This is a genomic window from Stenotrophomonas sp. STEN022, assembly GCF_056760155.1.
On record NZ_JBRREG010000037.1, the window covers coordinates 16,028 to 39,839 of the forward strand.

The following is a 23,812-nucleotide window of genomic DNA, read 5'->3' on the forward strand; positions in this document are numbered from 1 at the left end:
CTTCGGTGCTGTGATGGGATCCATGTTTGAAGGGGGGGGGGGGCAGATGCAGAAGCCGAGGTACTGGTTCCAGGCAGCAAGCAATGGGCAGGGTTGGAGCTGGCCCCTGGCCTGGCAGGGCTGGGTGTTATACGCGCTGGTGGCAGTGCTGTTGCCCGCAGGATTTCTGTTGTTTCCGCCCACGACCAGTCCGGTCGCGTTCGCCGGCTTCCATGCTTGCGTGGCGGTGTCGATGCTGCTGGTGTGTTGGCTGAAAGGTGAGCCGCTGGCCCGTTAGAGAGCAACATGCAGAACACGGCGTCACCGGGTTCTTGATATCTGCAGGTGTGGCAGGAAATTCGGCCGGCGTTTCCGGCGTTGCAGCTTTCCCCGTAGTGCCGAGCCATGCTCGGCAGCGGCTTTTCCGGTGAAGCGCCAGCACGCACCGAACTTGTGGGGGCGGTGTAAGCCGCGAAGCTGATGAACCATCTGATGCATTGCCTGTAAGGCCCTTGCCGAGCATGGCTCGGCACTACAGGGAGGCATTCGGCCTTGCCAGCAAGGGCCGAAAATCAGCTGTCGTCGGGATTGCAGGCATGTCTGCGGGCTGATCAATCGTCAGCTTCGCGGCTTACGCCGCTCCCACAAAAATGCCCCAACGCAGTATGACTGCGCGCTACGGTGTGCTTTCCAGGATGATGGCCATCACCACGCGGCGGTTTTCGCCGGCCAGCACGTTGTACGTGCGTGCGGCCGAGGCGTTGTTCATCACCTCGATGCCGATGCCGCGGGTCAGGCAGGCGGCCATGATCGCTGCTGGCGGGAAAATCTGCTTGTCGCCGGTGCCAAGGATCACCAGCGCCGGATTCAGTTCCAGGGCGGCGTCCAGATCTTCGGCGCGCAACTCGGCCACCGATGCAACCGGCCAGTCTTCAATCAAGCTGTTCGGTGCAAGGATGAAGCTGCGGCTCAGCGCGCGGTCGTTCACCTGCGCATGGCGGCCATCGGCCGAGCGCAGGGAATAGATGTAATCGGGAAGCTCGCGGCTGAACTGCATGGGTGTTCCTCGGCGATCAGCCGCGCGGCAGCACGATCTGGCGCTTTTCCTTGGCCGGGCGATACAGCACGGCGACGTGGCCGATGCGCTGTACCAGGGCGGCGCCGCTGGCCTGGATCAGTTCGCCGATCAGGGTGTCACGGGCTTCGCGGTCTTCGGCGGCAACCTTCACCTTGACCAGTTCATGGCGCTCCAGCACCTCGTCCAGTTCGGCCAAAAAGGCCGGGGTGACCCCTTTGCCACCGATCTGCAGCAGTGCTTTCAGGTCGTGCGCGATGCCGCGCAGGAATCGGTTCTGGGCCGAGGTCAGGACGATGGACATGCAGGACTACAGGTAATCAAGGGGGTTCAGGGTATCATGACCACCCCTGTGAGCCCCATTGCCAATGCCTTCCCGTAGCAAAAGTAGCCAGCGCTGGCTGAAAGAACATTTCTCCGATCCTTTTGTGAAAAAGGCCCAGAAGGAGGGCATGCGCTCGCGCGCGGCCTACAAACTGGAGGAGCTGCTGGAGCGTGACCGCCTGCTGAAGCCGCATATGGTGGTGGTCGATCTGGGGGCCGCGCCGGGTGGTTGGTCGCAGCAGGTGCGCAGGCAGATGGGCGACACCGGCCGCGTATTGGCGCTGGATATCCTGGAGATGCCGCCCTTGGCTGGCGTGGAGTTCCTTCACGGGGACTTCAGGGAAGAAACGGTCCTATCGCAGTTCGAAGCCATGGTTGGCGACCAGCCGGTAGACCTTGTGCTGTCAGATATGGCCCCCAATAAGAGTGGTATGGATGCGGTTGACCAGCCGCGGATGATGCACCTGGCGGAGTTGGCGATGGATTTTGCCGACAACCATCTCAAGCCGGGTGGGGCGTTCCTGATCAAGTTGTTCCAGGGCGTCGGCTTTGACGACTACGTGCGTGAACTGCGCCGTCGTTACGACAAAGTTGCCATTCGCAAGCCGGACGCTTCGCGCAAGCGTTCACCTGAGGTTTATGCCTTGGGGCAGGGCAAGCGTACCCAGATAAAGTAAGCTCAGCCATACGACTTTTCAGTATTTAGTATCTAGAGGGACACCGGAGCCGATGAGGATGAACGACCTGACTAAGAACCTCCTGCTATGGGTGGTTGTCGCCGTCGTGCTGATGGTGGTGTTCCAGAGTTTTGCCCCGCGTAGTGGGGCGGCGGCCGCTGGCGATGCACGCAATTACACGCAGTTCCTGCAGGAAGTGGATGCCGGCCGGATCAAGTCGGTGGAATACACCGACAAGACCACGCTGACCACCAACCACCTGCGCTTCAAGCGCGCTGATGGTTCCGACGGTGCGCGGTACGCACCGGCCGACCCGAAGCTGCTGGACCAGCTGTATTCCAAGAACGTTGAAGTAGCCCGTCAGGAACCGGCTGGCCCGAGTTTCTGGGGCATCGTGCTGCAATTCCTGCCGATCCTGCTGCTGATCGGCTTCTGGATCTTCATGATGCGCCAGATGCAGGGCGGTGGCGGCGGTGCCAAGGGCGCGATGTCCTTCGGTAAATCCCGCGCGAAGCTGCAGGGCGAAGACCAGATCAAGGTCACCTTTGCCGACGTTGCGGGCTGCGACGAAGCCAAGGAAGAAGTTGGCGAGCTGGTCGAGTTCCTGCGTGACCCCTCCAGGTTCACCAAGCTCGGCGGCAAGATTCCGCGCGGCGTGTTGATGGTTGGTCCGCCGGGTACCGGCAAAACCTTGCTGGCCCGTGCCATTGCCGGCGAGGCCAAGGTGCCGTTCTTCGCGATCTCCGGTTCGGACTTCGTCGAGATGTTCGTCGGCGTCGGCGCCAGCCGCGTGCGCGACATGTTCGAGCAGGCCAAGAAGCATGCGCCGTGCATCATCTTCATCGACGAAATCGATGCCGTGGGCCGTCACCGCGGCTCTGGCACCGGCGGTGGCCACGATGAGCGCGAGCAGACCCTGAACCAGATGCTGGTTGAGATGGACGGCTTTGAAGGCGGCGAAGGCGTGATCGTGATCGCTGCCACCAACCGTCCGGACGTGCTGGACAAGGCGCTGCTGCGTCCAGGCCGTTTTGACCGCCAGGTCATGGTCGGTCTGCCGGACATCAAGGGCCGCGAGCAGATCCTGCGCGTGCACCTGCGCAAGGTGCCGGCCGCCGACGACGTGCGTCCGGAAGTGCTGGCACGCGGTACCCCGGGCTTCTCCGGTGCCGATCTGGCCAACCTGATCAATGAAGGCGCCCTGTTTGCGGCTCGTCGCAACAAGCAGGAAGTCGACATGAAGGACTTCGAGGACGCCAAGGACAAGATCTACATGGGTCCTGAGCGCCGCAGCATGGTGATGCGTGAGGAAGAGCGTCGTAACACTGCTTATCACGAGTCAGGCCACGCTGTTGTCGCCATGTCGCTGCCCAAGGCAGACCCGGTGCACAAGGTCACCATCATGCCGCGCGGTTGGGCCTTGGGCCTGACCTGGCAGCTGCCGGAGCACGACCACATCAGCAAGTACAAGGAGCGCATGCTGGAAGAGCTGGCGATCCTGTTCGGTGGCCGTATCGCCGAGGAGATCTTCGTCGGCGAGATGTCGACTGGCGCCTCCAACGACTTCGAGCGTGCGACCAAGCTGGCCCGAGCCATGGTCACCAAGTACGGCATGTCTGATGTGCTGGGCATCATGGTCTACGCCGATGAAGAAGGCGGCTATGGCATGCACAGCAAGACCATTTCCGAAGCCACCCAGCAGAAGGTGGACGCGGAGATCCGTCGCATCCTCGACGAGCAGTACAACGTTGCCTACCGGATCCTGGACGAGAAGCGCCAGATCGTGGAGGCAATGACCGCTGCGCTGCTGGACTGGGAAACCATCGACGCCGAGCAGGTCAAGGCGATCATGGAAGGTCGCAAGCCGTCGCCGCCCGCAGGCTGGGTGGACAAGGGCGGCAACAACGACCGTGCCGACGACGGCAAGGGCGGCGACGCCCCGCAGCCGGTGACGCCGATCACCGATCCTGCCGGCCAGCACTGAGCCGGCAGCAGCATCAATGCAAACAGAACGGGCCGGTTTTCCGGCTCGTTTTTCATGCGCCAGCCGTCGTGCTGGGCGAGAATAGCGACACTCTGGTTTTCCCTGGTTGTGCTCCATGAATGATTCCACGCCGCCACCCAAGGCACCCTCTGCGAATGTGCCGGAGATGATCATCGCCACCGTGGCAGGTGTCGGTTTCGGGGTGAAGACCAACAACTTCCTGGCCGGTATCTTCATCGGCGTGGTGCTGGGCGTGATCCTGAGCTTGATTGGCAGCCGTATCCGCGCCCGCAACAAGGACTGAGCGCCGGTATTGCGCCGCCGCGAGCACGTGAACGTGTGGCTGCCCGCTTCGCTGGTGGGCCGCTGCGGTGGCTTAAACTAGGCGCTGTTGCAGTCTGCCGGAGCGCCCATGTTTGATGTTTTCCCAACCCTGGAATGTGGCGACCGTACGCTGCGGCTGGATCGGCCGCAGGTGATGGGCATCGTCAACGTCACCCCGGATTCGTTTTCCGATGGCGGCCAGCATGCAGACACCGCTGCTGCTGTCGCGCATGCCTTGGTGCTGGTCGAGGAGGGGGCGGATCTGCTGGACATCGGTGGCGAATCCACCCGTCCGGGTGCAAGCCCGGTGTCGGTGCAGGAGGAGATTGACCGCGTCGTGCCGGTAATCGAGGCTTTGCTTCCACAGGTCGCCGTGCCGCTGAGCGTGGATACCTTCAAGCCGGAAGTGATGCGCGCGGCGCTGGCGGCAGGCGCCCACATGATCAATGACGTGCAGGCCTTGCGGCAGCCGGGCGCGCTGGAGGTGGTGGCTGCATCCAAGGCCGCGGTGGTGCTGATGCACGCAGTGGGCGGCCCTTACGATGCAGGCCTCGCCCAGGCCTATGTTGATATAGCCGGTGATGTGCAGCGCTTCCTGGCTGAGCGTGTTTTCTCTGCGGAAATGGCCGGTATCGGACGCAAACGTCTGCTGCTGGACCCGGGCTACGGCTTCAACAAGGACACCGCGCAGAACTTTGCCTTGCTGGCCGCACAGGATCGCTTGAACGATCTGGGCGCGCCGGTGCTGGCGGGCTTCTCGCGCAAGCGCTGCATTGGTGATGTCACCGGGCGGACGGTGGCTGCCGAGCGCATGGCCGGTTCGCTGGCCGCGCATCTGCTGGCGGTGCAGAAGGGCGCGATGATGGTGCGTGTGCACGACGTGGCCGCGACTGTGGATGCACTCAAGGTGCTGGCTGCGTTCGATGCGGTGCCGGCGCCGCGCGCCGCCAAGCCGGCGATGCCGCGCTGGCCGGACGAGGATTGATGGGTATCGATCAACGCCCCTTGGCCATCGCCCTGATGGGGCCGACCGCCTCGGGCAAGACCGCCGCGGCCATCGCCTTGGCCAAGGCCTATGACGGTGAGATCGTCAGCGTCGATTCGGCGCTGGTCTACCGTGGCCTGGACATTGGCGCGGCCAAGCCGGACGCCGCCGAGCAGGATGGTATCCGCCATCATCTGCTGGACCTGCGTGCCCCCTGGCAGGCCTATTCGGCGGCCGAGTTCTCCGCTGACGCCAACGAGGCCGTGCGTGACATCGTTGCGCGCGGCAAGTTGCCGATCCTGGCTGGCGGTACCGGGTTGTATTTCCGTGCCTTGCTGCAGGGGTTGTCGCCAATGCCGGAGGCTGATCCGGACATGCGCGCGCTCATTTCTGCCGAGGCTGAAGTCTGCGGCTGGGCGGCCTTGCACGCACAGCTGGCCGAATTCGATCCCGTCGCTGCCGCACGCATCCATGCCACCGATCCGCAGCGGATCCAGCGGGCGCTGGAGGTATACCGGCTGACCGGTAAGCCGATCAGCTATTGGCAAGGCCTGCCAGGCATCGCGCGCCTGCCGGCGCGGGTACTGAAGCTGGTGCTGGCTCCGGCCGACCGTGCGGTACTGCATCAGCGCATCGAGCGACGCTTCGACCTGATGCTGGAGCGTGGTTTCCTGGAGGAAGTGCGGGCGTTGCGGGCCTTGCCAGAGATGACAGCGGTGGCCGCACCCTTGGATTTGCCGGCGGTACGTGCGGTCGGTTACCGGCAGGCCTGGCAGTACCTGGACGGGCTGGGCACGGCGGCCGAGTTCCGCGACAAGGGGGTGTTTGCGACCCGCCAGCTGGCCAAGCGTCAGCTCACCTGGCTGCGCGGCGAGCTGGATGCCCGCTGGTTCGACCCGGTTCGGGACATGTCCGGTGTGCAGAACGCGGTTTCCCGCTTTCTGCAAGGCTGAGCAAGCGCGCGGCGGTGTACCATCAGGGTTCCGGACGGGCAGGGGATGCCGCCATCGGTCCGGTCCATAAAAACAATAACGAGGAGTAGACGATGTCCAAGGGGCAGTCTTTGCAGGATCCGTTTCTGAATGCGTTGCGCCGCGAGCGCGTGCCGGTTTCGGTCTACCTGGTAAATGGCATCAAATTGCAGGGCACGATCGAGTCGTTCGACCAGTTCGTGGTGCTTCTGCGCAATACCGTCAGCCAGATGGTCTACAAGCACGCCATTTCCACCGTGGTGCCGGCGCGCAATGTGCGCGTGGGGCCGGGTGGCGGCTACGTGCAATCGGGCGACGGAAGTCAGGCAGCTGATGACGATATCGACAACGACAACGAATAAGCAGGTGGCGGCGCATGTTTGACCGCTCTAAAAAGGGCGAACATGCGCTGTTGATCCAGCCGCATGTTGGCCGGCTGGAAGAAGATGTACTGGAGGAATTCACCGATCTGGCGCGCTCGGCCGGGGCAAGTGTGGCCGCGACCATCACTGCGCGCATGGACAGGCCGAACCCCTCCACGCTGATCGGCAGTGGCAAGCTGGAAGAGGTGAAGGCTGCGGCCGACGCCACCGGCGCAGATCTGGTGCTGGTCAACCATCAGCTCAGTCCGGTGCAGGAGCGCAATCTTGAGCGCTACCTGGAACGCCGGGTCATTGATCGTACCGGCCTGATCCTGGACATCTTCGCCCAGCGTGCGCACAGCCATGAAGGCAAGTTGCAGGTGGAGCTTGCCCAGCTGCGGCATATCGCCACGCGACTGGTCCGCGGCTGGACCCACCTTGAGCGCCAGCGCGGCGGTTCCATCGGCCTGCGTGGTCCGGGTGAAACCCAGCTGGAAACCGACCGCCGCCTGCTGCAGAAGCGAGTGGAGCAGCTGCAGAAGCGGCTGGAGAAGGTCGAGGTGCAGCGCACCCAGATGCGTCGCGCGCGCGTGCGCAGCGAAATGCCGCGTATCGCGCTGGTTGGCTATACCAATGCCGGCAAGTCCACCTTGTTCAACGCGCTGACCGGCGCCGGTGCCTACGCCGCGGACCTGCTGTTTGCGACGCTGGACCCCACCGTGCGGCGTATCACCTTGCCGGGTGGCAACGCGATGCTGGCCGACACCGTCGGTTTCGTGCGCGACCTGCCACATGACCTGGTGGCGGCGTTCCGCTCTACGTTGTCCGAAGCGCGTGAGGCGGATTTCCTGCTGCATCTGGTCGATGCCGCTGACCCACTGCGCGAGGAGCGTATTGCCCAGGTCGATGAAGTGCTGGAAGCCGTAGGTGCGGGCGATCTGCCGCAGCTGCTGGTGTTCAACAAGATCGACCGCATCGAAGGCGCGGAAGTGCGCCACGATGCACAGGATGGCGTTCCGGATGAATCGCGCCGCGAGCGTGTCTGGGTTTCGGCACGTGATGGCCGCGGGCTGGAACTGCTGCAATCGGTGCTGGGCAAGCGGCTTGGGTTGCAGCATGTCACCGGCCAGGTTCGCCTGCCGCCAAGTGCTGGCCGCCTGCGTGCACGCCTGCACCAGTTGGAGGTCATCCGCAGTGAGCAGGCTGATGAAGAAGGTTGGCTGATCGACGTGGATATCCCGATTGCCGAAGCCGAAAAGCTGGCTGCGAGCGAGGATGGTGCGGTGATACGCCCGCTGTTGCCGGAAAAATTGCCCGAATGGTGATGCGGGCGGGAAGAGACAGCCGGCCCCGTGCCGGCTGTCTTGTTTTTTGGGAGCGGTGTAAGCCGCGAAGCAGGGGTTCCCGAAGCTGGTAGCACCAGTGCAATCTGATGATGTGTCGGCTTCGCGGCTTACGCCGCTCCTGCAACTCCCATGCGGGCGTCATCTGCGGTAAAACGTAAGGGTTCTCCTCCCAGCCCCCTTTACCGCAATGTCCAATCCAACCGATGCCGATCTCAATGCCCTGGCCGCCGCGCTCGGCGAACGCCTGCAGCAGGCCTCGCTGCAGCTGGTGACCGCGGAAAGCTGCAGTGGCGGCTGGATCGCCAAGAGCATGACCGATATCGCCGGTTCCTCCGCGTTCTTCGACTGCGGTATGGTGGTCTACAGCTATGAAGCCAAGCAGCGCCTGCTCGGCGTCCGTGCGCAGACCTTGGAGCAGTTCGGTGCGGTCAGTCGCGAAACCGTGCTGGAAATGGTGGCCGGCGCGCTGATCAATTCCGGTGCAGGTGTGGCGGTGGCGGTGACCGGCATCGCCGGCCCTGGCGGCGGCGGCCCGGACAAGCCGGTCGGCAGCGTCTGGATTGGCTGGAAGCGCCGCGGCGGCTATGCGCGCGCGCAGTTGTTCCAGTTCGATGGCGACCGCGATGCGGTACGCAGGCAAACCGTGGATGCGGCATTGCGCGGCATCCATGAGCATCTATGACATGCTGGTCCGGCCAGCAACCGGGATGAGTCGCGATGTGGGAAACACTGGGCACGGTCCGTGATCTGGGCCGCTTGCAGGAAATAGCCGCAGTTCTGATCCGCTATGGTTTCGGCGACGTTGTGCGCCGTACCGGGCTGGCCTCGGTGCTGGAGCGCGCGGGCCGGCTGGTGCGTTGGAACGACAGCCAGCAGATGCTGCGGATGACCGCGCCAGTGCGCGTGCGCAGTGCGATGCAGGAACTGGGGCCGACCTTCGTCAAACTTGGCCAGGTGCTGGCCACGCGTGTGGACCTGTTGCCGCCGGAATGGATCGCTGAGCTGTCCGAGCTGCAGAACGCGGTGCCCGCGCTGCCTTATGCCGCGATCCGCGAGCAGCTGGAGGCTGATCTCGGCGCGCCGCCAGCGCAGGTATTCGCCTTCCTTGATGAAACCCCGATGGCTGCCGCCTCCTTGGCGCAGGCGCATCGTGCGCGTCTGCACGATGGCCGCGAGGTGGTACTTAAAGTGCGCAGGCCCGGCATCCGCGATGTGGTTGAGGCAGATCTCCGGCTGCTGGCGCGATTGGCTGAAATCGTCGAGGCGCGACTGCCGGATCTGCGCCGCTATCGGCCGGCGGAAGTGGTGCAACAGTTCACCCAGTCGCTGCGCAGCGAGATGGATTTCGCCGCCGAATGCCGCAATTCCGAGCGCATCGCACGCAACTTCGATGGCCGCGATGACATCCTGATTCCAGGCGTGCACTGGCAGTGGACCTGCGAGAGCCTCAACGTGCAGGACTTCGTAGATGGCATTCCCGGTCGCAAGCTGGAGGCCGTCGACGACGCCGGTCTGGACCGTGCAGCGCTGGCCCGGCGTGGCGCCGATATCGTGCTGAAAATGGTGCTGGAAGACGGCTATTTCCATGCCGATCCGCATCCCGGCAATATTTTCTACATGCGCGACGGCCGCATCGGCGTGATCGACTTCGGCATGGTCGGTGCGCTGTCCGAAACGCGCCGTTTCCAGGTCGCGCAGCTGCTGCACGGGCTGGTCGAGCAGGAGCCGCAGGTGGTTGCCGACGTGCTGCTGGACTGGGCCGGCGGCGTGGAGGTGGATGAAGGTCGCCTGCAACAGGACATCAGCCAATTCGTCGATCAGTACCGCGGCGTGCCGTTGAAGGACCTGCGCATCGGCCTGATGCTCGGTGACATCACCCAGCTGTTGCGCAGCTACAGCCTGACCTTGCCGGCCGACCTGGCACTGATGATCAAAGCGTTCCTTACCCTTGAGGGCATGGGCAGGCAGTTGGATCCGGACTTCGACATGGCCAGTGCCGCGCGTCCTTTCCTGGAGCGGGTGGTACTGCAGCGCTATGCGCCCAAGGCGCTGCTCAAGCGCGGCCGTCGCAGCCTGCTGGGGATGTTGGATCTCGCAGGAGAGTTGCCACGTGATCTGCGCCGGCTGGTGCAGGCAGCGCGGCGCGGGCAGCTGAAGCTGAGGGTGGAAACCACCGCGCTGCAGGGCTTCGGCGATCAGGTGAACCGTGCCGCCAACCGCTTGGTGGTTGGAGTGATTACCGCTGCCTTGATCATTGGCTCGTCGATCGTGATGCACAGCGTAGGCGGGCTTTCCAGCCGCTGGTTCCTGGCGCTGGGCCTGTGCGGCTTCGTGGGCGCGGGCATCTGCGGGGTGTGGATACTGTTCTCGATCTGGCGCAGCGGTCGCCACCACTGATTTTCGCTGAGGGGCTTGCAGATCTTTTTGTTAGTAGCAATACTACTAACCATGAACCTCACCGACACCCAGCAGGCCATCCTCGACTTGATCGCTGAGCGCATCGAGGCCGAGGGCATGCCGCCATCGCAGACCGAGATCGCCCGCGCCTTTGGTTTCAAGGGTGTACGCTCGGCCCAATACCACCTGGATGCATTGGAGGCGGCCGGCGCCATTGAGCGCGTCCCCGGCCGTGCACGTGGCATCCGCCTGGTACGCCAGGAAGGCGAGGGCGATGCGGAGTCGCATGCGCCTGCGCAGGCCGCCAACGACGATGTGCTGCGCCTGCCGATCCTGGGCCGGGTCGCTGCTGGTCTGCCGATCGGCGCGGACATCGGCTCGGACGATTACGTGGTGCTGGACAAGGTGTTCTTCTCGCCGGCGCCGGATTACCTGCTGAAAGTGCAGGGCGATTCGATGATCGACGAAGGCATTTTCAATGGTGACCTGATTGGCGTGCACCGTACCCGCGATGCGACCTCCGGGCAGATCGTGGTGGCGCGTATCGATGACGAAATCACGGTCAAGCTGCTGAAGATCGCCAAGGACCGTATCCGTCTGCTGCCGCGCAATCCCGACTACGCACCGATCGAGGTCCTGCCCGACCAGGATTTCTCCATCGAGGGGCTGTATTGCGGCCTGCTGCGGCCAAACCGCTGAGACGTACAGGTTCAAGGCTCGCGGATTTGGATCCGGCTGAGCTCGAATCTGCGCATTTCGCAGCCGCAACTGACTGTTTTCCTTACGTAGGGCGGGTGTTTGGGCTGCTGTCGGTATCCTTGTCGGCCAAATAATTTTGTCGTCCCGGTTGCAGTCTCAGCCTGTGCGATACGACACCCCTACAGTGGACCCCATGACGAAATCAACGAAATCAACCCCGAGGACGAACACGATGGACGAGAACAAGAAGCGCGCACTTACCGCCGCACTGAGTCAGATCGAAAAGCAGTTCGGCAAAGGCTCGGTGATGCGTATGGGCGACCGCGTTGTCGAGCCCGTCGAGATCATCCCCACGGGCTCGTTGATGCTGGACATCGCGCTGGGCATCGGTGGCCTGCCCAAGGGCCGTGTGGTCGAGATCTACGGCCCGGAATCCTCCGGCAAGACCACCCTGACCCTGCAGGCGATTGCCGAATGCCAGAAGCTGGGCGGCACCGCTGCCTTCATCGACGCCGAGCACGCACTGGACCCGATCTACGCCGCCAAGCTGGGCGTCAATGTCGACGACCTGCTGCTGTCGCAGCCGGACACCGGCGAGCAGGCGCTGGAAATCGCCGACATGCTGGTGCGTTCGGGCTCGGTCGACATCGTGGTGGTCGACTCGGTCGCTGCGCTGACCCCGCGTGCTGAAATCGAAGGCGAAATGGGCGATCAGCTGCCGGGCCTGCAGGCCCGCCTGATGAGCCAGGCGCTGCGCAAGCTGACCGGCAACATCAAGCGCTCCAATACGCTGGTCATATTCATCAACCAGTTGCGCATGAAGATCGGCGTGATGATGCCGGGCCAGAGCCCGGAAACCACCACCGGTGGCAACGCGCTGAAGTTCTACGCCTCGGTGCGCCTGGACATCCGCCGTATCGGTGCGATCAAGAAGGGTGACGAGATCATCGGCAACCAGACCAAGATCAAGGTCGTCAAGAACAAGTTGGCGCCTCCGTTCAAGCAGGTCATCACCGAAATCCTCTATGGCGAAGGTATCTCCCGCGAAGGCGAGCTGATCGACATGGGCGTGGATGCCAAGTTGGTCGACAAGGCCGGTGCCTGGTACAGCTACGGCGAAGAGCGCATCGGCCAGGGCAAGGACAACGCCCGCGGCTATCTGCGTGACAACCCGCAGGTTGCAGCTCGCCTCGAGGCCGAGCTGCGCGAGAAGTTCCAGCCCACCGAAGCGGCGCGTGAAGAAGGCGACGACGAAGACGGCGAGGAGTGATTTTCCCGCGGGAGCGGGCGGCGCATCGTCAGTGACGTCGTCCGCTCCTGCGGCATTTTGTCCATGAAGACCCCGCGCCAGGGATGGGGCGGGGTTGGGCGTTTCCGGGTTCTGGCGTGGCGGAATAGAGCCGGCCGGAGTTGAGTTTGGCCCAACCAAGCCTGGCGGAACCAAGCGGTGGTGTTGTGATGACCGAGATGGATGATCAGCCTGAGGGCAAAACCAAACGTGGCCGCCAGCAGACGCCGTTGCAGCGCGCACTGGGTCTGCTGGTCAGGCGCGAGCATTCGCGCAAGGAGCTCGGCCGCAAGCTCAAATCACGCGGCGTGGACCCGGAAGCGGTAGATGCGGCGGTGGCCAAGCTGGCCGAAGATGGCTGGCAAGACGACACCCGTTTTGCCCAGTCGCTGGTCCGCAACCGCGCAGGTAGTGGCTATGGGCCGCTGCATATCCGCGCGGAGCTGGGCACCCATGGGCTGGACAGCGAGCAGATCGAGGCCGCGATGGCGTCGTTTGAGGGCGATTGGACTGAAAACGCCCGCGACCTGGTATGCCGCCGTTTTGGTGCCAGTGGCCCGGAAGATCTGGCGCAGCGGCGCAAAGCCGCGGATCTATTGGCCCGGCGAGGCTTTGACGGTAACTGCATCCGCCAGGCCAGCCGCTACGATCCAGAGGACTGAACAGGACTGCGCGGGCTGGGCCTGATACCCTTTCAGGGTTTCGGTTGTCCCGAATTCCCGCGCCCGCAAGGGCTGCCGGGACCCGCTTGCCAGCTTACCGCCAGTCCCCATGAATACACCTGCCAAATTTACTACTTCCCAGATCCGCGCTGACTTCCTCGAATTCTTCAAGGGCAAAGGCCACACCATCGTGCCGTCGGCACCCTTGGTGCCGGGCAATGACCCGACCCTGCTGTTCACCAACTCGGGCATGGTCCAGTTCAAGGACGTGTTCCTGGGCGCGGAAAAGCGCAGCTATGTGCGCGCAGCCGACGTCCAGCGCTGCCTGCGTGCCGGTGGCAAGCATAACGATCTGGACCAGGTCGGCTATACCGCCCGCCACCACACCTTCTTCGAAATGCTGGGCAACTGGTCGTTCGGCGATTACTTCAAGAAGGACGCCATTGCCTGGGCATGGGAACTGCTGACCCAGGTCTGGAAGCTGCCGGCCGACCGCCTGCTGGTCACCGTTTACCAGACCGATGACGAGGCCTACGCGCTGTGGCGCGACATGATCGGCATCCCGGAATCGCGCATCGTACGCATCGGTGACAACAAGGGTGCGCCGTTCGCGTCGGACAATTTCTGGCAGATGGCCGATACCGGTCCCTGCGGTCCCTGCACCGAGATCTTCTATGACCACGGCGACCATATCGCCGGTGGCCCGCCGGGCTCGCCGGATGAAGATGGCGATCGCTTCATCGAAATCTGGAACCTGGTGTTCATGCAGTTCGACCGCCAGCCAGACGGCTCGCTGCAGCCGCTGCCGGCACCGTGCGTGGACACCGGCATGGGCCTGGAGCGCCTGGCGGCGATCCTGCAGCACGTGCACACCAACTACGAGATCGACCTGTTCCAGGCGCTGATCCGCAAGGCGTCCGAGCTGACCGGCATGGCCGACCTGGAGAACAAGTCGCTGCGGGTGATCGCCGATCACATCCGCGCGTGCTCGTTCCTGATCGTCGATGGCGTGCTGCCGTCCAATGAAGGCCGTGGCTATGTCCTGCGCCGCATCATCCGCCGCGCCCTGCGCCATGGCTGGATGCTGGGCGTGCGCCAGCCGTTCTTCAACAAGCTGGTGCCGACCCTGATCGAGCAGATGGGCGAGGCCTATCCGGAACTGCCGGCGCAGGCCGACACTGTGGTACGCGCTTTGCTGGCCGAAGAAGAGCGTTTCGCTGAAACACTCGATTCGGGCATGAAGATCTTCGATGACGTTGCTGCCAAGGTAAGCGATGGCGTCATTCCCGGCGTCGACGCGTTCCGCCTGTATGACACCTACGGCTTCCCGGTCGATCTGACCGCGGATATCGCCCGCGAACGCGGCATGACGGTGGATATGGCCGGCTTTGATGCCTCGATGGAGCACCAGCGCGAAACCGCGCGTGCGGCCGGCAAGTTCGGTGGCGGCGTGACGCTTTCCGCCGAACTCGTTGCCAGCCTCAGCCCGACGGTGTTCCTCGGCTACGACCGCCTGCAGGCCGATGGTCTGAAGGTTGTCGCGCTGATCAAGGACGGTCGTTCGGTCGACGCCGTGCAGGCGGGCGATGAGGTCATCGTGTTCACCGCGCAGACGCCGTTCTACGCCGAGTCCGGTGGCCAGGTGGGTGATACCGGCGTGCTGTCGGCCAGTGGCGTCACGCTGGCGGTGGGCGACACGCAGAAGTTCGCCGGGCAGTTCCACGGCCATGTCGGCAAGCTGGAGCAGGGCACGCTGAAGGTCGGCGATGTGCTGGCTGGTGCGGTTGATGCCGCGCGTCGCAGCGCCACCATCCTCAATCACTCGGCTACCCACCTGTTGCACGCCGCCCTGCGCGAAGTGCTGGGCACCCACGTGCAGCAGAAGGGCTCGCTGGTGGCGCCGGATCGCCTGCGTTTCGACTTTTCGCACTTCCAGCCGATCACTGCCGAAGAGCTGGCCGTCATCGAGCGCAAGGTCAACGAGCAGGTGCGTGCCAACAACGCCGCCGAAGTGCACAACATGGGCATGCAGGAAGCGCTGGATTTCGGTGCGATGGCACTGTTCGGCGAGAAGTACGGCGAGAACGTGCGCGTGCTGAAGATGGGCGAGTACTCCACCGAGCTGTGCGGCGGTACCCACGTTTCGCGGACCGGCGATATCGGCCTGTTCAAGATCACCTCCGAGGGCGGTGTGTCCTCGGGCGTGCGTCGTATCGAGGCGGTGACCGGGCAGGGTGCGCTGGACTATGTGGCTGACGAGGAGGCGCGCCTGCACGAAGCTGCGCAGCTGCTCGGCGGCAGTGCTGGCGACGTGGTCGACAAGATCCGCCAGCTGGGTGAGCGCCAGAAGAAGCTGGAGCGCGAACTGGAAGCCCTCAAGGCCAAGGTTGCCTCTGGTGCCACTGCCGATCTCGGCGGCTCGGCGATCGATGTGGCCGGCGTGAAGGTGCTGGCGGTGCGTCTGGAAGGTTTTGATGCCAAGGCGCTGCGCGACGCGATGGATCGCCTGAAGCAGCAGCTGGGCGACGCCATCATCGTGCTGGCCGGTGTGCAGGACGGCAAGGCCGCTCTTGTGGCGGGCGTGAATGGCGCGGCGCTGGGCAAGGTCAAGGCGGGCGAGCTGCTGGCCCACGTTGCGGCCCAGATCGGCGGCAAGGGCGGTGGTCGTCCGGACATGGCCCAGGGTGGCGGTGAGGATGGTCCCAAGCTGGTAGCGGCCCTTGAGGGCGTCCCGGCCTGGGTCAAGCCACATCTGGCCTGAATGTGACAAGTCACGCACCTTGAAGGTGTTCGCGCCCTGACGGTAACATTGGGAGTCTTTTCCCCTTTGTCGTGGGGCGCATAGCTCGAAGCGCGCCAATGCCGGTGGGAAACCCACCGGTTCCATGGAGATTTACACAATGTTGATCCTGACTCGCCGAGTAGGCGAAACCTTGATGATCGGCGACTCGGTCAGCGTGACCGTGCTCGGCGTCAAGGGCAACCAGGTACGTATCGGTATCACCGCGCCGAAGGACGTTGCTGTCCATCGCGAGGAGATTTTTCAGCGTATCCAGCGTGGTGATGAGCCTGCAACTCCCGGAAGTGAAGAAACTTCCGAATAAGGGGTTTACCTTTCACCTCGTTTAACGTTATTCTTCGCGCCCCGCTTAGGAATACACGCAGCGGGGCAAGAGAAACGGAGTGATGCCCGAGTGGCTGAAGGGGCTCCCCTGCTAAGGGAGTATAGGGTTAAAAGCTCTATCGAGGGTTCGAATCCCTCTCACTCCGCCAGTTTCAAAAAAGCCCCTTTATCGGGGCTTTTTTGTGTCTGCAAGTTTTTAATTCGCGGTGTCTTTGAGTTTATTTTTCGAAATGGTCGCGGATGGATGTTGTGTCGCGCGAGATGGTGGTGCGCGACGGTTCGGCGCAGTCGCGCTGCGTTGAGGTTTTCACTGTGGAGCTGAGCCGTGCTCGGCTGGAGCTTTCCCGGTGAGGCCAATGCCGAGCATGGCTCGGCACTGCAGTGCTTGTGCTCCTGCATCGCTGGCGCTCGCTGAAGAGTCTGTGAGGTGTGGTGGCGTTGCATGGCTTGGGTGTCGCTGTAGAGCTGAGCCGTGCTCGGCTGGAGCTTTCCCGGTGGGGCCTCTGCCGAGCATGGCTCGGCACTACAGTGCTTGCGCTCCTGCATCGCTGGTGCGCGCTAAAGGGCCTGTGGGGTACGGCGGGTGCTGCTGTAGGGCGAGCCATGCTCGACTGAGGCTCTTCCGGTAACGCCTCTGCCGAGCATGGCTCGGCACTACGGACTGTCTGTCAAAAAACGCACATAAAAAAACAGCAGGCAATGCCTGCTGTTTTTAGTATTGGTGCGCTCGGAGAGATTCGAACTCCCGACCACCTGGTTCGTAGCCAGGTACTCTATCCAACTGAGCTACGAGCGCTCAACATTGCTGTTGTAGTTTGAAGCGGTGCAGATTGAATCTGCGTTCTGACATGGTGCGCTCGGAGAGATTCGAACTCCCGACCACCTGGTTCGTAGCCAGGTACTCTATCCAACTGAGCTACGAGCGCGTCGTTGCCAGGAGCGAGATTATGCGGATTTGAGACGTTTGCGTCAACGCTTTTGTGAAAATTTCTTAATCTTCGGGATGAATCAGTGCCGAAGCCACGTTCTGTGGTGATTTCATCCAATGAAAGTGGTCGGCGCGGGCACCCAGGTCACGTGATGACAGTACTTTCAGGCTGCGTGCCGACGCTGGAAGCTTGGCCAGCAGCTGCTGCATCGAACTGACCGGCGCCAGCCAATCACTGTCCAGTACCACGGCGCGTGTCGCTGCGGTGATGTGTCGCATGCCAGCTTCAAGGTCGATTGGCATTCCCTGTGCGGCGTAATGGTTGCTCAGGCCCACGCGCGCCCAGTCGCGTATCAACCCGCGCGCCTCGGTGCCACCGAAACCAACGCGACGACCGGGCAGGGTGCCATTGCGCTGCGCAAGCCAAGGCAGGAAGCGATACGCCAAGGGCAACAGCCAGCCACGCGGTGGCGGAAAACTGCGCCACCAGGGTGTGCCGCTGGCGACCAGCCACAATGCGTCGAGCTCAGCGTTGCGCAGGCCGGCGTAACAGCAACTGAGCTGACCGCCGAGGCTGTGGCCGCCCAACCGGAACGGCAGGCCGGGCAGTGCGCCATGCACGGCTGCTTCGGCGGCCGGCAGATCGAGCTGCAGCAGTTCCTTGTAGCCCCAGTCGTGGCTGCGGTCCGGGCGCAGAGTGCTGCTGCCGTTGCCACGCCATTCGTGCAGGAAGACAGCAATGCCGCGGGCTGCGAGTGCTTCGGCAAACACCTGGTAGTGGCGTGCTGCCACGCCCAGAGCGGGAAGCCATAGCAGGCAGGCGCGGGGCTGAGCCGGCAGGTAGGTCAGTAGATCAAAGCCGTGGCCATCGGCGCTGCAGACGCGCAGCGTGCCTGTTTCGTAGGGTGCTGCGCTTGTGCTCATGCGGAAGGTGCCGCGCCAAAATGATCCAGCACCATCACCTCGCTGCGGCCCGGGTGATAGCCGCCCTGCAGGCCGCGTGCGACATAGTCGATCGCCGCTTCGCAGGCATTGGCCAGCGACAGTCCGCAGCAGAGCTGCGCAGCAATCGCCGAAGCCAGCGTGCAACCGGTGCCATGCGCATCCACTGGCAGTCGGATGTGGCTGAATTCTTCGCGACTGACTCCGTCGAAGTAACGATCAACGACGCGGTTGCCTTCCAGTAGGTGGCCGCCTTTGAGCAGTACTGCGCCAGCGCCCATCTCGATCAGCGCGGCAGCCGCATCTTCGGCCTCGTCGCCGTTGCCGATGCTGCGGCCAAGCAGGAGTTCTGCTTCGGGTGTGTTGGGTGTCAGCAGGGTGGCCAGCGGCAGCAGGCGCTCGCGCATTGCGCGCAAGGCGCTGTCTTCAAGCAGTTTGGCGCCGCTTGTGGCGACCATTACCGGATCGAGCACGATATGGGTTGGGCATCGCTGCTCAAGGACATCGGCAACCAGGTGGATCACATCGGCGTTGGCGAGCATGCCCAGCTTGACCGCATGGATGTCGAAATCGTCGAAGCAGGCATCCAGCTGCGCCTGCAGGAATGGCAGTGGTGGCACGTGCACGGCGGTGACGCCACGGGTGTGCTGCGCGGTGAGGGTGGCGATCGCCGACAGGCCGTGCACGCGGTGGGCGGCAAAGGTTTTGAGGTCGGCTTGGATGCCGGCACCACCGCCGGAATCGGAGCCGGCGATGGTGAGGGCGGAAACGGGCGTTGAAGGACTCATGCACCGATTGTGCAGGGTTTGCTGCTGGCCTGCTTCAAGCTTGTCCGCGTGTGGCCCATTGCCGGTACAGCACATAGCCCAGGCCGCTCAGCCCGGTCAGTGCCGCCGGGACCAGCAGGGCGTCGTACTGCCAGCGCGCAAACAGCCATGCGCCTAGTATGCCGCCGGCCAGGAAGCCGCCGATGATCAGGCCGCTCAAGGTCAGCCGGTGCATCGGTACCGGCCGGCCGCGCAGCAGGTGGCCCAGGCCGATGCCAAGGTCGGTGAACATGCCGCTCAGGTGGGTGGTGCGCACCACCGCGCCGCTGAAGGTGGTGGCCAGCGCGTTCTGTAGTCCGCAGGCCATGGCCGCAGCCAGCGCGCCCCAGACCTGTTGTTGCTTGAACAGCGGAATCGCCAGCAGCAGCAAGGCCGATTCCAGTGCCAGCGCAACGCCGTAGCGGCGGCCAAGTTGCAGGGTGCTGTCCTGGATGATCAGTCCGCTGAGCACTGCCCCGAGGGCAAAGGCGATCAGCAATCCCCACAGATGGCCGACGGAGCGCCAGTCGGCATGCGCAAGGGCAATGCCGAGCTGGCTGGTACTGCCGGTGACATGGCTGACTGCCTGGTGTTCAAAGCCCAGGAAGCCAACCGAATTGACCATGCCGGCCACGCAGGACAGTGCAATGGCACCTATCCAGACCCAGCTGGGCAGGCGGACCTTCATGCCGACGCCGGATCAGGGCTTGGATAGCGCGCCGTTGCGCTCGATGCTGGAGAACGTGCCGGCCTGTGGGTCGTACACCGCGCCCCAGAACTGCGCGCCGCCATCGCAGACACGGATCGCCTCGCGGGCCGGATTGATGTCGCTGTGGTCGGGCAGGGTAAAGGCGTTGATGTAGATCAGGCGCTTGCCGCTGGACTCGAAGCCCACGTACTGCCGGCCGGACAGGGCCGGCTCGGCAATGGCGGGTTGCAGTTGTGCCAGTTGGCTTTCCAGTGCGTCGATGTCGGCGCGGCTGGGTGCCCAGTAGCCGGTGACTTCACCGGCATGTTTGGCGGGGCTGTCGCGCGAGCAGGTGTCCAGCACCTGCGCGGCGACCACGGGACGGGTGACGACCCAGGACTGTCCGGTCTTGACCGCCGTCGGCAAGCTGCCGGGGCGCGTGTTCGACGGCGTGCAGGCTGCCAGCGTGAGTGTTGCAGCAGCCAGCAGGGACAGCGTGTGCAGATGTTTCACAGAACCTCCGAAGCATAATCGGCCAGACGCGAGCGTTCGCCCCGGCGCAGTGTGATGTGTGCACTGTGCGGCCAATTCTTGAAACGGTCCACCGCATAGGTGAGGCCGGAGGTGGTTTCGGTGAGGTAGGGCGTGTCGATCTGCTCGACGTTGCCCAGGCAGACGATCTTGGTGCCGGGGCCGGCGCGGGTGATCAAGGTCTTCATCTGCTTCGGGGTGAGGTTCTGCGCCTCGTCCAGAATCAGGTAGCGCGACAGGAAAGTGCGCCCGCGCATGAAGTTCATCGAGCGGATCTTGATGCGGCTGGCCAGCAGGTCATTGGTGGCGGCGCGGCCCCAGGCGCCGCCGTCCTGGTTGTGGGTGAGTACTTCCAGGTTGTCGGTGAGCGCGCCCATCCACGGCGTCATCTTCTCTTCTTCGGTACCGGGCAGGAAGCCGATGTCCTCGCCGACGCTGACCGTGGCGCGGGTCATGATGATCTCGCGGTAGCGCTGCGTGTCCATGGTCTGCGCCAGGCCGGCGGCCAGTGCCAGCAGGGTCTTGCCGGTGCCGGCGGTGCCGAGCAGGGTGACGAAGTCGATCTCCGGGTCCATCAGCGCATTGAGGGCGAAGTTCTGCTCGCGGTTGCGCGCGGAGATGCCCCACACCGAATGCGAGCCGTGGCGGAAGTCGTTGACCACCGACAAGGTGATGCGGCCATCGCCCTCGACCTTGCTGACCTTGAGCTCCACTTCGTCATCGCCGGCCAGGTAGGCGTACTGGTTGGGATGCCAGTCCTCGTCGTCGGCGGCCTGGATCTCGTAGCTGGTGCGGCCCTTGTCGCTCCAACTGCGCAGGCTTTCGCTGTGCTTCTTCCAGAAATCCTCCGGCAGCACGGTGGCGCCGGTGTAGAGCAGGCTGAAATCGTCCAGCGCGCGGTCGTTCTCGTAGTCCTCCGAATCGATGCCGGCGATGGCCGCCTTGATCCGCAGGTTGATGTCCTTGGAGATGAACACCACCGGTGTTTCCGGGTGCTCTTCCTTCAAGGCAAGGATCGCGCCGAGGATTGCGTTGTCCGGGATCACCTTGCCAAAGCTCTTGCCGGCTTCGAAATGACTGGTCTGGAAGTAGAGGTTGCCGGCACTCTGTGCGCCGCGCAGCTGCAGGCCCTTGGGGCGTGCCAGCGGCACGCCGTTCTGCACGCTGCCGATGCCGGCTTCTTCGATCAGCTCATTGAGGAAGCGGCTCACCTGGCGGGCATTGCGGCTCGCTTCGGTGGTGCCCTTCTTGCCGTTGTCCAGCTCCTCGATCACCTGCATGGGCAGGTAGACATCATGTTCCTCGAATTTGAACAGCGCGGTCGGATCGTGCATCAGCACGTTGGTATCCAGTACGTAGATGCGCTTGCCTCGGGTCATCGTCTATTCCTGGTGGCGGGACAGGGTCACGCCATCGCACCTGCAGGGCAGGGCGATGACGTGGGTTGGAACGGGATGTGGGTCACTTGGTTTGAGCGGCCTTCAGTGCTTCAAGCACGGCATCGGCATGGCCGGCGACTTTGACTTTGCGCCATTCCTGCACGAGCTGGCTGTCAGGAGAGATCAGGAAGGTGCTGCGTTCGATGCCACGCACCTGCTTGCCGTACATGTTCTTCATCTTGATCACGTCGAAGGCGCTGCATAGCGCTTCATCGGCGTCACTGATCAGTGGGAACTTGAAACCCTGCTTGGCGCAGAAGTTGTCGTGCGACTTCACGGAGTCGCGGGAGATGCCGAACACCTGTGCACCGGCGCGCTTGAATTTGGGCAGCAAGGCGTTGAAATCTAGGCCTTCGGTGGTGCAGCCGGGGGTGCTGTCCTTCGGGTAGAAGTACAACACCAGCCACTGGCCGGCGAGTTCGCCGAGGCTGGTAGTGGTGCCGCCGGACAGGGCCAGTGGCAGTGCTAGGGTGTTTCGGTCCAGGGTATCGCCGATGTTCATCAGATCCTTTCCGGAGCCTGGGGTAGTTCGATTGCAATTACATGAAACGCTGCGCGCCTGTGATGGGCGCGCGAATTTCAGAACTTCATCGGGTCCATGATCGCGTCCAGGTTGAGGTGGTCGCAGAACTCGAGGAAATCGTCGCGCAGGGCGGCGATGTGCATGTTGGAGGGTACGCCAATGGTGATCTGCGCAGAGAACATTTCCGCACCGGTCTGCATGGCCTGGTAACGGGTGCTCTGCAGGTTCTCGATGGTGATGCCCTGGCGGTCGAAGAAATCCGCAAGCTGGAACAGGATGCCCGGCTTGTCGGCGGCAACGACTTCAACGATGTACGGCAGCAGGTTGGACTGCGCCTGCTTGGCAGCGGTGCGGTACCAGACCAGCTTCAGGTTCTCTTCGCGCTCAAGCCGGGTCAGCATGGCTTCGAGTTTGGCGACGGCATCCCAGGAGCCGGTGGCCAGGGTGGTCACCGAGACATCGCGGCCTACCGTGGACAGGCGGGCATCGACCAGGTTGCAGCCGCTGTCGGCAATTCGACGGGTGACGGACAGCAGGGGGGACTCCGGATGCGTCGTATAGGCGTTGATCAGGAGGTGGTTTTCGGTCGGCAGCGGCCGCGGCGTGGTGTCGGTCAAGGTGGTTCCGGGTGCTAGATAAGTCTGAACAACACCGTTTGGGGGTTGTTCGCTGGTGTCCAGCATACTTGCCCGTGCTTTCGACCGGCAAGTAACATGCCTTCGGTCACGAACCCGCCACTCGGCGGGCTTCTTTACCCCCACGAAGAGCGACTGACCCTTTGTCCATATCTGGTCTCATCACCGCGCTGGCGACGCCTTTCAAGGCTGACGGCGCACTCGATCCCGACGGCTGGCAGCGCCTGCTGGCGCAGCAGCTCAAGGGCGGCGTCCAGGGTGTGGTGGTAGCTGGCTCCACCGGCGAAGCCTCCACCCTGTCCGACGATGAATACGATGGCCTGCTGCGCAGCGCCGTTGCCGCCTTTGGCGGCAAGGTGCCGGTGCTGGCCGGGACCGGCCTGTCGGGCACCGCCCGCACCATCGCCCTGACCAAACGCGCGGCCGCCAATGGCGCCACCCATGCGCTGGTGGTCACCCCGCCGTATGTGCGGCCCACCCAGGAAGGCCTGCGCCAGCACTACCTGGCCGTGGCCGAGCAGGGTGGCCTGCCGGTGCTGCTGTACAACGTGCCCGGGCGCACCGGCTGCGACCTGCTGCCGGAAACCGTCGCAGAGCTGGCCGCGCACCCGAACATCATTGGCATCAAGGAAGCGGTGGGCGATACCACCCGCCTGAAAGCCCTGCTGGAGCTGCGCAGCGACAGCTTCGCCATCCTCAGTGGTGACGACGGCTCGGCTGCCCGTTCCATGTTGTCTGGCGCTGATGGCCTGATTTCGGTCGGTTCCAACGTGCTGCCGGGTGCGTACCGCACCCTGTGTGACCTGGCCCGCGCCGGTGAGCACGAGGCGACCGAGGCCTGGGATGCGCGTCTGCAGCCGTACCACGATTTCTGCGGTGTCGAGTCCAACCCCATTCCGGTCAAGGCGCTGCTGCAGCGTATCGGCATCGGCGATGGGCTGCGCTTGCCGCTGCTCCCGCTTTCCGCGCAGTACCACGCACATGCCGATCATCTGGCCGCTGACGTGGGTGCGTTGGAAGAACTATCCAGCCGCTGATCCGGCGGCCTTTGAACTCTGGAGATTCACCCATGCGTCAAACCTCTACCGTTCGCGTGTTCTCGCTGCTGCTGCTGGGCGTGGTC

Annotated in this window: 25 protein-coding genes and 3 tRNA genes; 17 read left to right on the forward strand and 11 right to left on the reverse strand. The window is 63.6% G+C overall.

The window, feature by feature from the left end; all coding sequences use genetic code 11:
• Positions 1-46 precede the first annotated feature (46 nt).
• The gene (locus tag ACVOMF_RS09705; RefSeq protein WP_481509094.1) at positions 47-277 is read left to right on the forward strand and encodes a hypothetical protein; all 231 of its coding nucleotides are present in this window, start codon (positions 47-49) and stop codon (positions 275-277) included.
• A gap of 378 nt (positions 278-655) precedes the next feature.
• On the opposite strand, the gene ACVOMF_RS09710 is transcribed toward ACVOMF_RS09705, so the two are convergent.
• Together ACVOMF_RS09710 and yhbY are read right to left on the reverse strand one after the other, a co-directional pair.
• Complete coding sequence (locus ACVOMF_RS09710) at positions 656-1,036, reverse strand: Mth938-like domain-containing protein (protein WP_296249158.1); 381 nt, start codon at positions 1,034-1,036, stop codon at positions 656-658.
• 16 nt (positions 1,037-1,052) lie between these two features.
• On the reverse strand, positions 1,053-1,358 hold the full coding sequence (gene yhbY / locus ACVOMF_RS09715; protein WP_282271931.1) for a ribosome assembly RNA-binding protein YhbY: 306 nt from the start codon (positions 1,356-1,358) through the stop codon (positions 1,053-1,055).
• A 64-nt stretch (positions 1,359-1,422) separates the two neighbouring features.
• Here yhbY and rlmE point away from each other — a divergent pair, with 64 nt between their 5' ends.
• The 15 genes from rlmE (at position 1,423) to ACVOMF_RS09790 (ending at position 16,346) form a co-directional block, all read left to right on the forward strand.
• The gene (rlmE, locus tag ACVOMF_RS09720) at positions 1,423-2,055 is read left to right on the forward strand and encodes a 23S rRNA (uridine(2552)-2'-O)-methyltransferase RlmE (RefSeq protein WP_481509095.1); all 633 of its coding nucleotides are present in this window, start codon (positions 1,423-1,425) and stop codon (positions 2,053-2,055) included.
• 58 nt (positions 2,056-2,113) lie between these two features.
• Positions 2,114-4,039 carry an ATP-dependent zinc metalloprotease FtsH gene (gene ftsH, locus ACVOMF_RS09725; protein ID WP_481509096.1) on the forward strand — a complete coding sequence of 642 codons (1,926 nt, stop codon included), beginning with the start codon at positions 2,114-2,116 and terminating at the stop codon, positions 4,037-4,039.
• Between the two features lie 115 nt (positions 4,040-4,154).
• Entirely contained in the window at positions 4,155-4,343 is a 189-nt protein-coding gene (locus ACVOMF_RS09730) for a hypothetical protein (RefSeq protein WP_282271167.1), read from the forward strand.
• Positions 4,344-4,451: 108 nt separating this feature from the next.
• Positions 4,452-5,348, forward strand: a complete 897-nt coding sequence (gene folP / locus ACVOMF_RS09735) for a dihydropteroate synthase (protein WP_481509097.1) — start codon at positions 4,452-4,454, stop codon at positions 5,346-5,348.
• Positions 5,348-6,301 (forward strand): tRNA (adenosine(37)-N6)-dimethylallyltransferase MiaA, encoded by a 954-nt coding sequence (gene miaA / locus ACVOMF_RS09740; protein ID WP_481509098.1) that lies wholly within the window; start codon positions 5,348-5,350, stop codon positions 6,299-6,301. The genes folP and miaA overlap by 1 nt, the downstream gene beginning before the upstream one ends.
• A 92-nt stretch (positions 6,302-6,393) precedes the next feature.
• Complete coding sequence (gene hfq, locus ACVOMF_RS09745; RefSeq protein ID WP_282271171.1) at positions 6,394-6,681, forward strand: RNA chaperone Hfq; 288 nt, start codon at positions 6,394-6,396, stop codon at positions 6,679-6,681.
• A gap of 14 nt (positions 6,682-6,695) precedes the next feature.
• Positions 6,696-8,006, forward strand: coding sequence for a ribosome rescue GTPase HflX (gene hflX, locus ACVOMF_RS09750; protein ID WP_481509099.1), 1,311 nt, complete (start codon positions 6,696-6,698; stop codon positions 8,004-8,006).
• A gap of 208 nt (positions 8,007-8,214) precedes the next feature.
• Entirely contained in the window at positions 8,215-8,709 is a 495-nt protein-coding gene (locus ACVOMF_RS09755; RefSeq protein WP_481509100.1) for a CinA family protein, read from the forward strand.
• Between the two features lie 35 nt (positions 8,710-8,744).
• Positions 8,745-10,424: a 2-polyprenylphenol 6-hydroxylase gene (gene ubiB / locus ACVOMF_RS09760; RefSeq protein WP_481509101.1), complete on the forward strand. Its 1,680-nt coding sequence runs from the start codon at positions 8,745-8,747 to the stop codon at positions 10,422-10,424.
• Positions 10,425-10,475: 51 nt separating this feature from the next.
• Positions 10,476-11,123 (forward strand): transcriptional repressor LexA, encoded by a 648-nt coding sequence (gene lexA / locus ACVOMF_RS09765; RefSeq protein ID WP_481509102.1) that lies wholly within the window; start codon positions 10,476-10,478, stop codon positions 11,121-11,123.
• Positions 11,124-11,355: 232 nt separating this feature from the next.
• Complete coding sequence (recA, locus tag ACVOMF_RS09770; protein ID WP_282271203.1) at positions 11,356-12,393, forward strand: recombinase RecA; 1,038 nt, start codon at positions 11,356-11,358, stop codon at positions 12,391-12,393.
• Between the two features lie 197 nt (positions 12,394-12,590).
• Positions 12,591-13,073, forward strand: a complete 483-nt coding sequence (recX, locus tag ACVOMF_RS09775) for a recombination regulator RecX (protein ID WP_481509111.1) — start codon at positions 12,591-12,593, stop codon at positions 13,071-13,073.
• A 109-nt stretch (positions 13,074-13,182) separates the two neighbouring features.
• The gene (gene alaS / locus ACVOMF_RS09780) at positions 13,183-15,834 is read left to right on the forward strand and encodes an alanine--tRNA ligase (protein ID WP_481509103.1); all 2,652 of its coding nucleotides are present in this window, start codon (positions 13,183-13,185) and stop codon (positions 15,832-15,834) included.
• Positions 15,835-15,973: 139 nt separating this feature from the next.
• Positions 15,974-16,177 (forward strand): carbon storage regulator CsrA, encoded by a 204-nt coding sequence (gene csrA / locus ACVOMF_RS09785; protein WP_057628248.1) that lies wholly within the window; start codon positions 15,974-15,976, stop codon positions 16,175-16,177.
• A gap of 76 nt (positions 16,178-16,253) precedes the next feature.
• Positions 16,254-16,346, forward strand: a tRNA-Ser gene (locus ACVOMF_RS09790).
• 570 nt (positions 16,347-16,916) lie between these two features.
• Here ACVOMF_RS09790 and ACVOMF_RS09795 read toward each other — a convergent pair.
• From ACVOMF_RS09795 to ACVOMF_RS09835, 9 genes are all read right to left on the reverse strand, one after another.
• Positions 16,917-16,993, reverse strand: a tRNA-Arg gene (locus tag ACVOMF_RS09795).
• A 53-nt stretch (positions 16,994-17,046) separates the two neighbouring features.
• Positions 17,047-17,123 (reverse strand) — tRNA-Arg (locus ACVOMF_RS09800).
• 65 nt (positions 17,124-17,188) lie between these two features.
• Positions 17,189-18,049: an alpha/beta hydrolase family protein gene (locus tag ACVOMF_RS09805; protein ID WP_481509104.1), complete on the reverse strand. Its 861-nt coding sequence runs from the start codon at positions 18,047-18,049 to the stop codon at positions 17,189-17,191.
• Complete coding sequence (gene thiD / locus ACVOMF_RS09810; RefSeq protein ID WP_481509105.1) at positions 18,046-18,855, reverse strand: bifunctional hydroxymethylpyrimidine kinase/phosphomethylpyrimidine kinase; 810 nt, start codon at positions 18,853-18,855, stop codon at positions 18,046-18,048. Before thiD ends, ACVOMF_RS09805 begins: the two co-directional genes overlap by 4 nt.
• Before the next feature lie 34 nt (positions 18,856-18,889).
• The gene (locus ACVOMF_RS09815; protein WP_481509106.1) at positions 18,890-19,561 is read right to left on the reverse strand and encodes a YoaK family protein; all 672 of its coding nucleotides are present in this window, start codon (positions 19,559-19,561) and stop codon (positions 18,890-18,892) included.
• Between the two features lie 12 nt (positions 19,562-19,573).
• On the reverse strand, positions 19,574-20,065 hold the full coding sequence (locus ACVOMF_RS09820; protein WP_481509112.1) for a hypothetical protein: 492 nt from the start codon (positions 20,063-20,065) through the stop codon (positions 19,574-19,576).
• A gap of 5 nt (positions 20,066-20,070) precedes the next feature.
• The gene (locus tag ACVOMF_RS09825) at positions 20,071-21,471 is read right to left on the reverse strand and encodes a PhoH family protein (protein WP_481509107.1); all 1,401 of its coding nucleotides are present in this window, start codon (positions 21,469-21,471) and stop codon (positions 20,071-20,073) included.
• Between the two features lie 82 nt (positions 21,472-21,553).
• A complete protein-coding gene (locus ACVOMF_RS09830) occupies positions 21,554-22,033 on the reverse strand; it encodes a peroxiredoxin (RefSeq protein ID WP_481509108.1) in 480 nt (159 codons plus the stop codon).
• Positions 22,034-22,110: 77 nt separating this feature from the next.
• On the reverse strand, positions 22,111-22,737 hold the full coding sequence (locus tag ACVOMF_RS09835) for a glycine cleavage system transcriptional repressor (RefSeq protein ID WP_481509109.1): 627 nt from the start codon (positions 22,735-22,737) through the stop codon (positions 22,111-22,113).
• Positions 22,738-22,832: 95 nt separating this feature from the next.
• Between ACVOMF_RS09835 and dapA the strand changes: the two genes are divergently transcribed.
• Positions 22,833-23,726 (forward strand): 4-hydroxy-tetrahydrodipicolinate synthase, encoded by an 894-nt coding sequence (gene dapA, locus ACVOMF_RS09840; RefSeq protein WP_481509110.1) that lies wholly within the window; start codon positions 22,833-22,835, stop codon positions 23,724-23,726.
• Positions 23,727-23,812: the final 86 nt, after the last annotated feature.